We start from the raw sequence: 13,219 nt of genomic DNA, 5'->3' as shown, positions 1-13,219 counted from the left end.
AATTTTTTAGCTGTTATACAGCTATTACTTCGCACTAAATATAACTGATACGAGCCCAATCTATAGGGTTCAGTTATTTTTCTTCATCCCAAAATTCCGCATTTTTTATACCCAAAGCTTTTGCACTAAAGTTCGGATTCTCTTCCCCATTTTTGCGTTTCTGTTTATAATCTTGCCACACCTTTAGCGCAGTTTTACTCATCAGTAATATCGCAATCAAATTCACATAAGCCATTAGGCCAACACCTATATCACCAATTGCCCAAGCCATTTCCGCAGTCTTAACCGAACCAAAATACACCGCAGAAAGAAAAATAACACGTAAAGTCCAGATAACTAACGGGCTCACTTTGTTAGAAAAAATATAAGATAAATTAATTTCAGCATAGTAATAGTAAGCCATAACAGTCGTAAAAGCAAAGAAGAATAAAGCAATTGCAACAAAACCATTCCCGATCAGCGGAAAATGATGTGACACCGCCGCCTGCGTAAAGGCAGTATAATTGACTCCAGGTATATGTTCTGAAATATACCCAACGAGTTGCCCAGCACCATCAAACTGCCCGACATTGTACTGATTCGTAAATAGAATCATGAGCCCAGTAGCCGTACAGACAAATATCGTATCTACATATACCGAGAAAGCCTGTACCAAACCCTGCTGCGCAGGATGACTGACATCTGCTGCTGCTGCTGCATGCGGAGCAGTTTCCCTGCCCTGCTTCATTGGAATAGATACCTCTCTTCACACCCCAAGCAATCGCCATACCCACAATACCACCAAAAGTAGCATCTAAACTAAAAGCAGAACTAAAGATCAAGCCAAATACATCAAAGATTTGGGTATAATTTAAAGCAATGATCACAAGTGCCATCAAGATATAGCCACCAGCCATAAACGGCACCACCAATTCAGCAACGCGACCGATACGCTGCACACCTCCAAAAATGATAACAGCGAGTAAAACCACTACAGCAATCCCAGTATAGGCAACCGGAATTTCGAAGGCGTTATGCATAGAAGAAGCTATAGCATTACTTTGTACACCAGGTAATAAAAACCCCGTACTTGCTATCGTGATAACGGCAAATAAAACGGCATACCACTTTACACCGAGACATTTTTCAATATAATATGCAGGTCCACCCTTAAACTCATCACCGACCTTTTGTTTATATACTTGCGCCAATGTAGACTCTACAAAGGCCGAAGAAGCTCCCAAAAAAGCAATCGCCCACATCCAAAAGATGGCCCCTGGCCCACCCATATAGATAGCCGTAGCCACACCAATAATATTTCCTGTACCTACACGACCCGAAATGGCTAATGCAAATGCCTGAAATGATGAGATGCCCTCGTTCGTTTCTTTCTTCTGAAACAATAAGCGCAACATATCTTTGATGTAAGTGAGCTGCAGGAATCCGGTCCGTATCGAAAAATACAAACCCGTCAATAGACATAAGTAAATAAAAATATCGCTCCAGACGAGATCAGAAGCAATTTTAACAAAATTTTCAAAATAATTATCGACCATAATTTAAGCTTTACAAATAATTGGGGTTAAGTTCATCTAAATAAGGCTTGAAAGTATAAATTTTTATTCAAAAAAGGCAGTAATAAAATTAAAAAAACGCAAAAAAAGCCAAATTAATATTTGATTAATTTGGCTTTTACCATAAAAAATTATATCGAGCTAAACTTCAGCTTATGCTATTGCACAATAATGTCCAGCAAATAGAAAACAGCAAATATAACGGATGCTACACCATTAGTAGTCATAAAAGCGCGGTCTACACGGCTTAGGTCATTTGGGCTTACGATCCTATGTTGATAGATCAATAAGCAACCATAGAATATAACCCCTATATAATACAACCAACCTACTTCCATATATAAAACAGGCAGTAATACAAATATAAACGAGCAGACGTGCAATACTTCTGAGAAACGCAATGCCCCCTTAGTACCCAGTAAAACAGGAATAGAATTCAACTTATTTTCACGATCAAAAGCTTCATCCTGCAAGGCATATATAATATCAAATCCACTCACCCAACACAATACAGCAAGCCCGTACAATACAGGTACGATATGAAATTGCCCTGTCACCACCAGATATGCGCCTACCGGAGCTAAGCCTAAACCTAAGCCCAGCACCAAATGACACAAAGCTGTAATCCGCTTAGTATAAGAGTAAAAGAGTACGACAAATAAAGCAATAGGTGACAACATAAAGCACAAACTATTGATAAAATAAGTCGCTATTACAAAAAGCAAACAATTGAGGATGGTAAACCATAGTGCACCCTTTGCAGATATGCGTCCAGCAGGTATATCCCGCATGGCTGTTCTCGGATTTATCAGGTCGATATCCCGATCCAAGTAGCGGTTAAAGGCCATCGCTGCATTGCGTGCCGTTACCATACACACTAACATAAGCACCAACAACTTCCAATCAAAAGTATGATTGGTCGTATGTAATGCTAAGAAAAAACCGATTAGAGCAAAAGGTAGCGCAAAGATACTATGCGCAAACAGCACCAAAGATAAATACTTCTTCATTCGCTATTCCTCTTCGTCAGCAAAACGATATCTATCTTTATCCTCCACATCAGCAAATCTATCTTCATCGTCGTCATCATACTCATCATTACGATCAGTATCCACTTCAGGTAGAACAAAACGGGTATTGATATCAGCTATGGTATCCAATATAGCATCACAACCCGATTTTACTTCCGCAGAAGTTAAAAAACATTTTGGAATCTCCTCAAACCATTCGCCCAATGCTTTTTTAAACTTGGACATATTGACATCAGACTTCACATTTGACTGCTTATCCGCTTTTGTAAATACCAACATAAAGGGTAAACCCCGCTCACCTAACCAATAACAAAATTCTAAATCTATTTTCTGCGGCTCATGACGACTGTCTACCAAGACAAAAATACATTGCAAATTATCGCGATGCGTTAGATAACGACGTATAAACTTTTCCCAAGCCTCGCGATTTGTCTTTGAAGTTTTCGCAAAACCATACCCAGGTAAATCCACCAAAAACCAGTCATCGTTGATGATAAAGTGATTGATGAGCTGTGTCTTACCAGGTTTTTGCGATGTTTTTGCTAAACCTTTCTTGCCAACCATGGCGTTGATCAATGAAGATTTCCCTACATTGGAACGACCAATAAAAGCATACTCAGGTAGTTTGCCCTCAGGCAATTTATCAACTCGTGTATTACTACAGATGAATTCGGCTTTTTTAATTTGCATCTTGCAAAGGTAGTATAAAACTATCCTTTTGACAAATTGAACAGCCTGCAGAATCTATATAAAAAACGGAATAATGGCTATATTTATGTAACGTTTCTCATTTACTGTTGACTAATTATAAAATAACCAAAATAAAACATGCTTTTAGAAATCAAAAACGTCGTAAAAGACTATGCCAGTCATAGAGCCTTGGATCATGTATCACTCAGCATTCCTCAAGGCAAAATATTCGGACTACTAGGTCCAAATGGGGCTGGAAAAACATCACTGATCAGAATTATCAATCAGATTACCGGACCCGATGGAGGTGAAATTATCTTCGACGGAGAGCCTTTAGCACCCCAACATATCGCCCGCATCGGTTACCTTCCTGAGGAAAGAGGGCTCTATAAGAAGATGAAGATAGGTGAACAAATGCTTTACTTAGCACAGTTAAAAGGACTGAGTAAAAATGAAGCAACAAAAAGAATAAATCATTGGTTTGTGAAACTTGACATTTTGTCATGGCTGGATAAGAAGGTCGAAGACCTGAGTAAAGGGATGCAGCAGAAAGTACAATTTATCGCTACTGTACTGCACGAACCTGACCTGATCATCTTGGATGAACCCTTTTCTGGCTTTGACCCCGTCAATGCCAACTTAATCAAAGATGAAATCCTCGAATTGAATAGAAAGGGGGCTACAATCATCTTTTCGACCCACCGTATGGAGTCGGTGGAAGAACTTTGCGATCATATTGCACTGATCAATCGCTCGCAAAAGATACTCGACGGCAATATTCGGGACATCAAAGACAAGTACAAAAACCAAACCTACAAAATCGAACTACATTCCGTAACAGATGAAAAATCGATATATATAGAAAATCTATACACTATAAAATCTCTAGAAAACATTGAAAAAAAAATCAATATCACCATTAAGCTAAACAAAGACATTAGCATCAATCAGGTATTGAGCGCCTTAATCCCATTGGCAGAAATTCATCAGGTCCTAGAAATAGTACCCTCTATAAACGACATTTTCATCGAGCAGGTGACGTTATCCAACAGTGCTAAAAACGAAATCGACCATGCATAAAATACTACTCATCATCCAACGCGAATACTTTTCACGTGTCAAAAAGAAATCATTCCTGCTGATGACATTTCTGGTTCCCTTATTTTTCATTGCCCTCTATGGTGGCATATTTTATCTGACCAAGAAAAGTTTCAAAGACGCCCATGCCCATGTTTACATCTTGGACCAGCAAGGAGACTTTGCCCAGCACTTGAAAAGCGACCCCAACATTACGTTTACCGTTAGCGACCGCTCTCTCAAGGATCTAAAAGTGCAGATCAAAGACGATGAGCAAAATAGCTCCATCTTGGTCATCCCAAAAGATATCTATCAGAAGTCTGCCATCGAACTCATTTCGGCAGATAAGGCCAATATTACGATTCAAAATTCCATCGCTCGCCAACTAGAAGGCATCATCAGACTCACAGAATACAAGAAACTGGGTATTGACCCTCAGGTATTGGTATCTGTGCAGCCGCACATCAAAGTCAATGCTAAAGAGCTTACTGAAGATGGTCAAGAGAAAAATAGTAACACAGGCATCGCCATGGGCATCGGAGTGGGTTTGGCCGTGTTGGTATACCTATCGCTATTTCTATATGGAGTGCAGGTAATGCGCGGTGTCATCGAAGAAAAAAGCAACCGTATCATCGAGGTGATTATATCATCAGTCAAACCCTTTCAGCTCATGATGGGTAAAATCATTGGTATCGGTATGGTCGGGTTGACGCAATTCCTACTTTGGATATTACTCACCGGCGGGCTGATCTTTTTAGCAACCAAACTACTGAATAAAGAAGTCGTGGAACAAGCCGCTATGCAACAAGGCAGTTTCCGGTATGGCCGCTATGAACCAATCCGCAGACACTGGACTCGGATTTGGCACCTTACAACATCTCGAGTCTGTTAACGTCACAGAGATCGTCATTTGCTTCTTCCTGTTCTTCCTATCAGGCTACTTACTATACAGTGCTATCTTTGCTGCAGTGGGTTCAGCTGTAGACAGTGAAACAGAAGCCAATCAATTTACCATGCCCATCACCATGCCATTGCTACTGACCTACGTATTGTCGTTTGGAGTCATTATCAACGACCCTAACGGTCCTATTGCAACCTGGTTAAGCTTCATACCCTTTACCTCCCCTATTGCCATGCTGGTGCGGATTCCGTTTGGAGTACCCTTCTGGCAGATTGCCGTATCGTTGACCATTTTGATTATTACCTTCCTGCTCGTCACTTGGTTAGCAGCCAAAATATACCGCGTCGGTATTTTAATCTATGGCAAAAAAGCAAATTTCAAAGAAATCATGAAGTGGATTAAATATTAAAGAAGCATATATGCTTACATAACAGCTCTTTGCTATTCGCAAAGAGCTGTTTTTGGTTACGACCCATTTACCGACCCATTTCAATTCCGTCGCAATTCACCGAATCCTTTCCCCTCTTCACCGAGTTTACCTCGTCGTTTACCTTATTCCGCTTCTAGTTTTTAGTCTTCGTATATACCTTTGATTCAATCAATTAAATAAAAACACAAATCAAAAACTTAAAACTAAAGATCATGAAAAATTCATTAACCTCCATCTTTCTCGTACTTGCACTAATCGGAGCATTGGTAGTACTTACGAATAGCAGTTCTGCAAAAGATAAAATTGCTAAAAACACAGACCCCATTGCCGTTATCGACAGCTACATACAGATTACAACAGTGGGCAATACAGAGGGGATACAAAAATTATTCTCCAACGATTTTAAGTGGACACAATCATCCAATGCAAAAACAAAAACCTATAACAAAACAGATCTTGTTAACTTCTTAAAAGTGCATAAAGGTCTTATTCAAAATTGTAAAACCAGCTACAGTATCATGGAGAAAAATGACAACTGTGTCATGGCCAAAGTAGAAATGAAATATGACAATTTCACAAAAGTAGAATGTATCACCCTATGTAATGAAAATCAGGAATGGAAAATAACCCAAATCATCGAATCGTACAAATAGCAGCACTCCTCCATGAAAAAAGGTCTTAAAACTAATTTTAAGACCTTTTCTTATTTTATATAAAATCGATGATATCTATTTCACTAAGAAACCACCACCGATCAAATCATTGCCTTCATAAAAAACTGCCGATTGACCAGGTGCGATACCTTTTACATTGTGCACGAAATCGATCTTCACCATATCACCCTCTTGCGAGATTGTAGACAAAGCACCAGCATCTTTATAGCGCACCTTCGAAATCGCTTCCATCGGTTGATCCAATGAAGCATATTTCACCAAATTGACATTGCGCACATAAGCGAATGATTTTTCCAGTTCATACTCTTCACCCAATACAACCGTATTGCTTTCTGGAAGAATCTCTACCACAAACATCGGTTTACCCAATGCAATACCCAGACCTTTACGTTGTCCGATTGTGAAATAAGGGTAACCGATATGTTCACCAACCACAGTACCATCTGTCAAGATAAAGTTACCTTTACCGATCTGTTGATCCAATGTAGGAACTTTATGTCTTAAAAATGCACGGTAATCATTATCCGGAACAAAACAGATCTCATAGCTCTCCGCTTTATTAGCCAGTTCCTTCTGCCCCATATCCAAAGCCATCTGACGAATTTCTGTTTTAGCGAACGAGCCCAATGGGAATTGGGTACGAGCCAAATTTTCCTGCGCAACACCCCAAAGCACGTAAGATTGATCTTTATTTTCATCCTTACCTTTCGAAATCACGTAACGATCATTATCGTGAAGACGAATATTGGCATAGTGTCCAGTTGCGATAAACTCACAATCCAATTTATTCGCACGTTTCATCAAAGCCTCCCACTTAATATGTGTATTACACAATACACAAGGGTTCGGCGTACGGCCAGCAATATATTCATCTACAAAATTGTCAATGACAAAATCGCCAAACTCGTCTCTAATATCCAATATATAATGCGGGAAACCATAATTCACCGCCAATGAACGCGCATCGTTGATACTATCCAAGCTGCAACATCCGGTTTCCTTAGACGAACCACCAGAAGCTGCATAGTCCCAAGTCTTCATCGTGATCCCTATGACTTCATACCCTTGTTCATGAAGCATGACAGCCGCTACCGAACTGTCAACACCCCCACTCATAGCAACTAATACTCTTCCTCTTTTACTCATTTTATTTTATTGAACTGCAAAGATAGGCTATTTCAAAATTTTACGTGTTAATTTCTTGTAAATTTTATCTGTATCTAAATCAAGTCTTTCAAAAAAATACATGAAATAAATGATTGAAAAGTTTTAGAATTCGAATTATCGGGCTATATTTGCATCGCATTCAAAGTTAAACGGGGATGCAGGTTAAGGTGCCATAGCTCAGTTGGTAGAGCAAAGGACTGAAAATCCTTGTGTCGCTGGTTCGAATCCAGCTGGCACCACCAGATCTGAAAGTAACAGATTAAAAACAAAAACTTGGAAGGTGCCATAGCTCAGTCGGTAGAGCAAAGGACTGAAAATCCTTGTGTCGCTGGTTCGAATCCAGCTGGCACCACCAGATCTGAAAGTAACAGATTAAAAACAAAAACTTGGAAGGTGCCATAGCTCAGTCGGTAGAGCAAAGGACTGAAAATCCTTGTGTCGCTGGTTCGAATCCAGCTGGCACCACCAGATCTGAAAGTAACAGATTAAAAACAAAAACTTGGAAGGTGCCATAGCTCAGTCGGTAGAGCAAAGGACTGAAAATCCTTGTGTCGCTGGTTCGAATCCAGCTGGCACCACCAGATCTGAAAGTAACAGATTAAAAACAAAAACTTGGAAGGTGCCATAGCTCAGTTGGTAGAGCAAAGGACTGAAAATCCTTGTGTCGCTGGTTCGAATCCAGCTGGCACCACAAAAAAAAGCTCTCTCAGTATTACTGAGAGAGCTTTTTTCATTTATAGGCATCTTATTTATTACCTGAATATGGATTTTGGTCCGTCTCAGAAAGCGCGTTATTGTTCGCGATCTCCAATTGTGGAATCTGATTTAGAAATCGGTAATCATTAGAAGGAAAAGTACCGGTTGGATTGGCACTACCCGCTACATAACCATTCAAATTGTTCATTCCCCAAGTATAATGACCTTCCGGATAAGTAGCCGTTTCTTGGATACGGAGCAATGGTTTTTGCAAGCGCAACAGGTCGTATATTCCCGTAACCCCCTCACACAACAATTCCTTCCTACGCTCCACATAGATGGCTTCTAGCAATGGCGTACCCGCAGCAGCAGTAGTCATCCCCTTAACACCACGAGCCGTTTGCAAACGATTCAGATAGGTCAACGCCTGTCCATTGTTCAATTGTGCAGCAGCCTCCGCCATGATCAGCAACATCTCCGAACCACGCATCAACGAAATTTCTGGTCTGGTATTTCCCTGAACAGCACCATTGGCATCGCCATAATGCTTATACTTATCATACGCCCATTTCGTAGACCATTCCTTCGAAGCATTTTTAGTACGTTTCCAAAACTGGTAACGATCCTCTGTTTTTTCAAACAGCTTTTCATATTGACCATCCGCAAAAAAGTCCAAGAACGAATAGATAGGTCCATCCGTATAGCCCTCACCATAACTTTCATCTTGGTTATACCAGAAATTAAACTGCGTACCACCACCCAGGTTATTGGTAGCCGTAAATTGGACAGCCCACATCACCTCAGCATAATTATTGCTGATTACATCATCAAAACCAGAGCGATACTGCTCTTTGGTCATCAATTGGCTGTAATTAGTATAAGCCGCATTAGCCTCTGCATATGCACCTTCCCAATTATTCATCACCAAATAGACCCGAGCTAACTGCCCCGCTACCACGCTTTTATCGATCGTCCACTTATTTGGACGCGTATAATTTGCCAATAAAGACTTCGCATCCGTCAGATCTTGGACAATCTGAGCATATGTTGCTTCCACTGTAGCACGAGGTAAACTTTCATTTTCCTTCGGACTTAAGCGCAAGATCACCCCAGGTTTCTGTTTGGCCAACATATAAGTCTGTTGATAGTTTTGGATCAGGTGAAAGTAACACAACCCCCTGATCGCTTTTGCCTGACCCATGATCTGATTTTTCAAGGTCTCTTCACCCTGCGCTTCAGGCAAGGCATCGATGATGATATTCGTTTGGTTGATGATCTTATACATCATCGACCAGATACCATTAGATAGACCCGTCGTTTGCGTCTTTTGAGGCTCGTAGGTATATGCCGTCACTTGGTTGCCACCCATATTGGTATGGCTCAAGATATCCGCACCCCCCAGATCCACATACATCTGCAAACCTGGCAACCCCGCATAAACACGGTCCGTGCCCTGATCATTAAAATACAGTTGTCTATAAGTAGCCGTCAAGACACGCTCCAACTGCGAAGCACTCGACAAGACTACATCCTCCGACGTCGCCGTTGAAGAATCGGCATCCAAGAAGTCCTTACAGCCCGTTTGCATTAAAAGGACAGCCCCTAATGCGATATATTGTAAACTTTTAGCAATTTTTTTCATTTTCTATTCTCTTTTAAAACGACACCTGTAAACCAGCCATATACACTCTTCTTGATCCCTGTATCCCATTATCCTTATCAGCAGAACCGTTATAATTATTACCAGACAAGGCCGTTTCAGGATCCGAATACCGTTTTTTCGCTGCACCAAACGTTAACAAGTTATCGCCCGATACATAGAAGCGCACTTTAGACAAACCGATCTTCGACAAGGTATTCGTCGGCAATGAATAGCCCAATGAAACGTTACGCAGACGGATATAATCGTTATCAAACACATAGAAATCAGAATTTTTACGCGTACTCGCATAATCATCATTCGAATACTTAGGCAATAAAGCCTGATCTCCAGGTTGGCGCCAATGATCTGCCACTAGATCTTGAATCACACCTACACCACCACGTACTGCAGTACGCTCGACATAAGCATAGTCAAACATCTTGGATCCAAGCGAATAATACAACATAAAGGACAGGTCTATTCCTTTAAACTGGAATGCATTGGTCAATGAACCATACACTTTCGGTAGCGCCGATCCGATGTGCTGATAATCATCAGAGGTTACCTCTGCATCATATTTTTCTGTCATTTTCCAGTTTTCACCATCACGCACCCAATAGCGCATATTACCCGTTTCAGGGTCTACACCAGCATTTTTAACCATATAGAATTCGTACAACGAGTATCCTTCAGCAAGTTTGTAGCCTGCCCCCCGATTGTTGTAGGTAAACTCGCCACTAGGTAAGTATGTGATTTCGTTTTTCAACGTAGATAAGTTCGCATCGATCTTCCATTTAAAGTTTTCCTTACGAATCGCATCAGCGCCCAATGAGAATTCAAAACCTGAATTTTTCAAATCGCCCAAATTGGTATTCAAGCCATTGGCGTTGCCCACCTGTGCCGATAATGGAAACTCTTTATAATACAAGAGGTCAGATGCCGTTCGCGAATAATATTCGATCGTACCGTAGATGTTTTTTAGGATACCAAAATCAAATGCGGCATTGAACTGTTTGTTTTTTTCCCATATCAACGTCGGAGTCGGGAAAGCCGAAGGCTTTAACCCTGCTTGACCATACAAGTCACTTGATTCATACACCCCTTGGTAAGCATAGTAGATATCACCACCAGCTACACCATTATCACCACGACGACTCAATTTATCGTTACCCGTGGTACCGTAACTCGAGCGAAAGGATAGATTATCCAACCAGCTCACATCCTTTAGGAAATCCTCCTTAGCAATCTGCCAAGAAAGGCCTGCCGAAAAGAAGTTACCCCAGCGGTTGTCCGGATGAAAGCGAGAAGAAACCATCCCGACGGAATGAACCGGACAAAAAGTATTTACTATCGTAGTTATAATCCAACTTACCAAAGTAAGATAAAAGTGCATAGCGATCCTTGTTGGAATTTACCGACCAATTTTTAGTCGTCGAAGACAATTCATACTGCCCCAGCTGCATGATTCCCTCTCCGTATCCATAGTCGTACAAGCTGTTATTGGTATAAGACTCCTGTCCAGCCAATGCAGCAAAATTATGGCTACCAAAATCCTTGTTCCAACTCAATATATTGTTGAATGTAACGGATTTGGTATTGTTATTCGAGCGCGAAGCAGACCCGCCATTCGTCATCACGGTAACCCCATATGGCGCCAGCTGCCCGGCTCCATGGACGGCAGATCCATAGGTGAAATTTTTCGAACTATTATCGTCGATACTTAAGCTCGTTTTAAAGGTAAAATTGTACGGTAAAGTAACCTGTGCAAAAAACCGGGACGCTATCATACTGTTCATCACATTATTGAAGTCCTCATCATTCGCATTGTTCCAGTAGTCACCATTATTCTGCATGACATTGGCACCAAAGAAATTATTGACATAATTTCCATAATCGTACATGCGTTTACCTGTTTTTTCCGAGTACACCCAATCCGTATTGTCGTTATTGCGCAGATAAGGCGAATACATCGATGTGGTAAACACCAAAGCACGTGCAGCACCAGAAACATTCTGTCTGCTACCGCTATAAGAAAGGTTACCCCCTACCTGTAACCATTTATTGACCTGCGTGGTTACGTTGGCACGGAAACCATAGCGTTTAAAATACTGGCTAGACGCATATCCCTTATCATCCAAATACGAAGAAGATAAGAAATAATTGGTCTTTCCATCACCTGCAGTACCTGAAACATCCAGACCATAATCCTGTCTCAATTTTCTTGAAAACACGGCTTTGTACACATCATAATCAGCCTCATCCCAGATCATTTTCAAGTTCGGGTTGATATAAGGGTTGCCTTTACCATCATGCATGACATATTCTTCATCGATGTGCTGGAAGGGCGATACATATATTGACTCACCTTTGGAATTGTTCACCTTTTTCAACAGCTTGCTGAGCACATTGTCTGAAGCCCAATCGCCAGCCTTCTCCGAAGTCAAGTTATATTTATAGAATTGATCATTGTACATCGCTTCCCAAGTATTGAGCAATTGCTCTTGAGGAGAAGCTTTTGTTGGATTTTTGACCGCATTGTCCGAAGTACCCCAAGCCGATCTAAAATTCAGCACCGGTTTAGCCGTTTTTCCTTTTTTAGTCGTGATCACCACCACCCCATTTGCTGCACGAGAACCGTAGAGCGAAGAAGCAGCCGCATCCTTCAAGACCGTAACCGATTCAATATCTGAAGGAGATATCGAGTTGAGCTGACCATCATAAGGCATCCCATCCACCACATATAGTGGATTAGAAGTCCCAGACATGGAACTGATCCCGCGTATCTGAATACGCGTTTCACCACCTGGATTACCTTCATTGTTGACAACATTGACACCAGGACTCATCCCCTGTAGCGCCTCTGCAAAACCCGAACCGGATATTTTTTCCAATTGATCCGATTTGACCACCGAAGCAGAACCAGTGAACGTAGATTTTTTAGCCGTACCATAAGCCACGACTACCACTTCATCCAGATCATTAGCTGTCGATTCAAGTTGCACATTGAGCGTAGTCTCCCCTTTCCATACAATTTCTTTCGATGCATAGCCCATATAGCTGACCACGATTTTTGATCCCACCGGAATCGTCGCCAAGTTAAAGCGGCCCGAAGTATCTGTAAAAGTCGCTATCGCTGTACCTTTGACAGAAATAGAAGCTCCAGAAATCGGCCCATTCCCATCACGCACAACCCCGGTTATTTTAACTTGGTTGCTTTGGTATTCGACCTGTATACCCGCGATCGATTGATCGAGGCCACCAAAACCAAATACCATTGAAAAGGCTAAAACATGAAATAGTTTAGATTTATTCATAAAAAAATAATTTGTTAGTACGTATGATGCATTATCCACACGCG

The 13,219-nt window shown here is 41.2% G+C and carries 11 protein-coding genes, 5 tRNA genes and 1 pseudogene; 9 read left to right on the top strand and 8 right to left on the bottom strand.

Features of this window, described 5'->3' with window-relative positions; translation table 11 throughout:
• Positions 1-73: 73 nt before the first annotated feature.
• From ACFX5U_RS07225 to yihA, 4 genes and pseudogenes are all read right to left on the bottom strand, one after another.
• Positions 74-727, bottom strand: coding sequence for an alanine:cation symporter family protein (locus ACFX5U_RS07225; RefSeq protein WP_400262887.1), 654 nt, complete (start codon positions 725-727; stop codon positions 74-76).
• 7 nt (positions 728-734) lie between these two features.
• Positions 735-1,535: pseudogene (locus ACFX5U_RS07220) on the bottom strand (alanine/glycine:cation symporter family protein); the annotation flags it as partial.
• A 176-nt stretch (positions 1,536-1,711) separates the two neighbouring features.
• Complete coding sequence (locus ACFX5U_RS07215) at positions 1,712-2,563, bottom strand: UbiA-like polyprenyltransferase (protein ID WP_400262886.1); 852 nt, start codon at positions 2,561-2,563, stop codon at positions 1,712-1,714.
• Positions 2,564-2,566: 3 nt separating this feature from the next.
• Positions 2,567-3,274: a ribosome biogenesis GTP-binding protein YihA/YsxC gene (gene yihA / locus ACFX5U_RS07210; protein ID WP_081918329.1), complete on the bottom strand. Its 708-nt coding sequence runs from the start codon at positions 3,272-3,274 to the stop codon at positions 2,567-2,569.
• A gap of 138 nt (positions 3,275-3,412) precedes the next feature.
• Between yihA and ACFX5U_RS07205 the strand changes: the two genes are divergently transcribed.
• The 4 genes from ACFX5U_RS07205 (at position 3,413) to ACFX5U_RS07190 (ending at position 6,335) form a co-directional block, all read left to right on the top strand.
• Positions 3,413-4,354, top strand: a complete 942-nt coding sequence (locus ACFX5U_RS07205; RefSeq protein ID WP_400262885.1) for an ABC transporter ATP-binding protein — start codon at positions 3,413-3,415, stop codon at positions 4,352-4,354.
• Positions 4,347-5,243 carry an ABC transporter permease gene (locus tag ACFX5U_RS07200; RefSeq protein ID WP_400262884.1) on the top strand — a complete coding sequence of 299 codons (897 nt, stop codon included), beginning with the start codon at positions 4,347-4,349 and terminating at the stop codon, positions 5,241-5,243. Before ACFX5U_RS07205 ends, ACFX5U_RS07200 begins: the two co-directional genes overlap by 8 nt.
• Positions 5,173-5,661 carry an ABC transporter permease gene (locus tag ACFX5U_RS07195; RefSeq protein ID WP_400262883.1) on the top strand — a complete coding sequence of 163 codons (489 nt, stop codon included), beginning with the start codon at positions 5,173-5,175 and terminating at the stop codon, positions 5,659-5,661. The genes ACFX5U_RS07200 and ACFX5U_RS07195 overlap by 71 nt, the downstream gene beginning before the upstream one ends.
• Before the next feature lie 233 nt (positions 5,662-5,894).
• Positions 5,895-6,335 (top strand): nuclear transport factor 2 family protein, encoded by a 441-nt coding sequence (locus tag ACFX5U_RS07190; RefSeq protein ID WP_038697457.1) that lies wholly within the window; start codon positions 5,895-5,897, stop codon positions 6,333-6,335.
• 75 nt (positions 6,336-6,410) lie between these two features.
• On the opposite strand, the gene mnmA is transcribed toward ACFX5U_RS07190, so the two are convergent.
• On the bottom strand, positions 6,411-7,502 hold the full coding sequence (gene mnmA, locus ACFX5U_RS07185) for a tRNA 2-thiouridine(34) synthase MnmA (RefSeq protein WP_280568905.1): 1,092 nt from the start codon (positions 7,500-7,502) through the stop codon (positions 6,411-6,413).
• 187 nt (positions 7,503-7,689) lie between these two features.
• On the opposite strand from mnmA, the gene ACFX5U_RS07180 reads away from it, so the two are divergent.
• The 5 genes from ACFX5U_RS07180 to ACFX5U_RS07160 all read left to right on the top strand — a co-directional run bounded on the left by ACFX5U_RS07180 (position 7,690) and on the right by ACFX5U_RS07160 (position 8,214).
• Positions 7,690-7,765, top strand: a tRNA-Phe gene (locus ACFX5U_RS07180).
• A 37-nt stretch (positions 7,766-7,802) separates the two neighbouring features.
• Positions 7,803-7,878, top strand: a tRNA-Phe gene (locus ACFX5U_RS07175).
• A gap of 37 nt (positions 7,879-7,915) precedes the next feature.
• Positions 7,916-7,991, top strand: a tRNA-Phe gene (locus ACFX5U_RS07170).
• Positions 7,992-8,028: 37 nt separating this feature from the next.
• A tRNA-Phe gene (locus ACFX5U_RS07165) sits at positions 8,029-8,104 on the top strand.
• Positions 8,105-8,141: 37 nt separating this feature from the next.
• Positions 8,142-8,214 (top strand) — tRNA-Phe (locus ACFX5U_RS07160).
• 54 nt (positions 8,215-8,268) lie between these two features.
• Here the strand turns inward: ACFX5U_RS07160 and ACFX5U_RS07155 are convergent.
• Genes ACFX5U_RS07155 through ACFX5U_RS07145 form a run of 3 tightly spaced genes read right to left on the bottom strand, consistent with a single transcriptional unit; the run spans position 8,269 to position 13,175 of the window.
• Positions 8,269-9,861 carry a RagB/SusD family nutrient uptake outer membrane protein gene (locus ACFX5U_RS07155; RefSeq protein WP_280568907.1) on the bottom strand — a complete coding sequence of 531 codons (1,593 nt, stop codon included), beginning with the start codon at positions 9,859-9,861 and terminating at the stop codon, positions 8,269-8,271.
• Positions 9,862-9,874: 13 nt separating this feature from the next.
• Entirely contained in the window at positions 9,875-11,176 is a 1,302-nt protein-coding gene (locus tag ACFX5U_RS07150) for a hypothetical protein (protein WP_400262882.1), read from the bottom strand.
• Positions 11,136-13,175, bottom strand: coding sequence for a SusC/RagA family TonB-linked outer membrane protein (locus ACFX5U_RS07145; protein WP_400262881.1), 2,040 nt, complete (start codon positions 13,173-13,175; stop codon positions 11,136-11,138). Before ACFX5U_RS07145 ends, ACFX5U_RS07150 begins: the two co-directional genes overlap by 41 nt.
• Positions 13,176-13,219 lie beyond the last annotated feature (44 nt).

Origin of the sequence: Sphingobacterium sp. SG20118, assembly GCF_044740685.1 — a bacterium.
In the GTDB taxonomy this organism is placed as follows: Bacteria; Bacteroidota; Bacteroidia; order Sphingobacteriales; family Sphingobacteriaceae; genus Sphingobacterium.
This window is presented reverse-complemented; position numbering and strand designations above follow the sequence as displayed.

What these genes read in the sequence shown, in the direction of transcription:
- yihA (WP_081918329.1), bottom strand. Translation starts at nt 3,274, where the DNA reads ATGCAAATTAAAAAAGCCGAATTCATCTGTAGTAATACACGAGTTGAT.
- ACFX5U_RS07145 (WP_400262881.1), bottom strand. Translation starts at nt 13,175, where the DNA reads ATGAATAAATCTAAACTATTTCATGTTTTAGCCTTTTCAATGGTATTT.
- ACFX5U_RS07215 (WP_400262886.1), bottom strand. Translation starts at nt 2,563, where the DNA reads ATGAAGAAGTATTTATCTTTGGTGCTGTTTGCGCATAGTATCTTTGCG.
- ACFX5U_RS07225 (WP_400262887.1), bottom strand. Translation starts at nt 727, where the DNA reads ATGAAGCAGGGCAGGGAAACTGCTCCGCATGCAGCAGCAGCAGCAGAT.
- ACFX5U_RS07155 (WP_280568907.1), bottom strand. Translation starts at nt 9,861, where the DNA reads ATGAAAAAAATTGCTAAAAGTTTACAATATATCGCATTAGGGGCTGTC.
- mnmA (WP_280568905.1), bottom strand. Translation starts at nt 7,502, where the DNA reads ATGAGTAAAAGAGGAAGAGTATTAGTTGCTATGAGTGGGGGTGTTGAC.
- ACFX5U_RS07195 (WP_400262883.1), top strand. Translation starts at nt 5,173, where the DNA reads ATGGCCGCTATGAACCAATCCGCAGACACTGGACTCGGATTTGGCACC.
- ACFX5U_RS07190 (WP_038697457.1), top strand. Translation starts at nt 5,895, where the DNA reads ATGAAAAATTCATTAACCTCCATCTTTCTCGTACTTGCACTAATCGGA.
- ACFX5U_RS07200 (WP_400262884.1), top strand. Translation starts at nt 4,347, where the DNA reads ATGCATAAAATACTACTCATCATCCAACGCGAATACTTTTCACGTGTC.
- ACFX5U_RS07205 (WP_400262885.1), top strand. Translation starts at nt 3,413, where the DNA reads ATGCTTTTAGAAATCAAAAACGTCGTAAAAGACTATGCCAGTCATAGA.
- ACFX5U_RS07150 (WP_400262882.1), bottom strand. Translation starts at nt 11,176, where the DNA reads ATGGTTTCTTCTCGCTTTCATCCGGACAACCGCTGGGGTAACTTCTTT.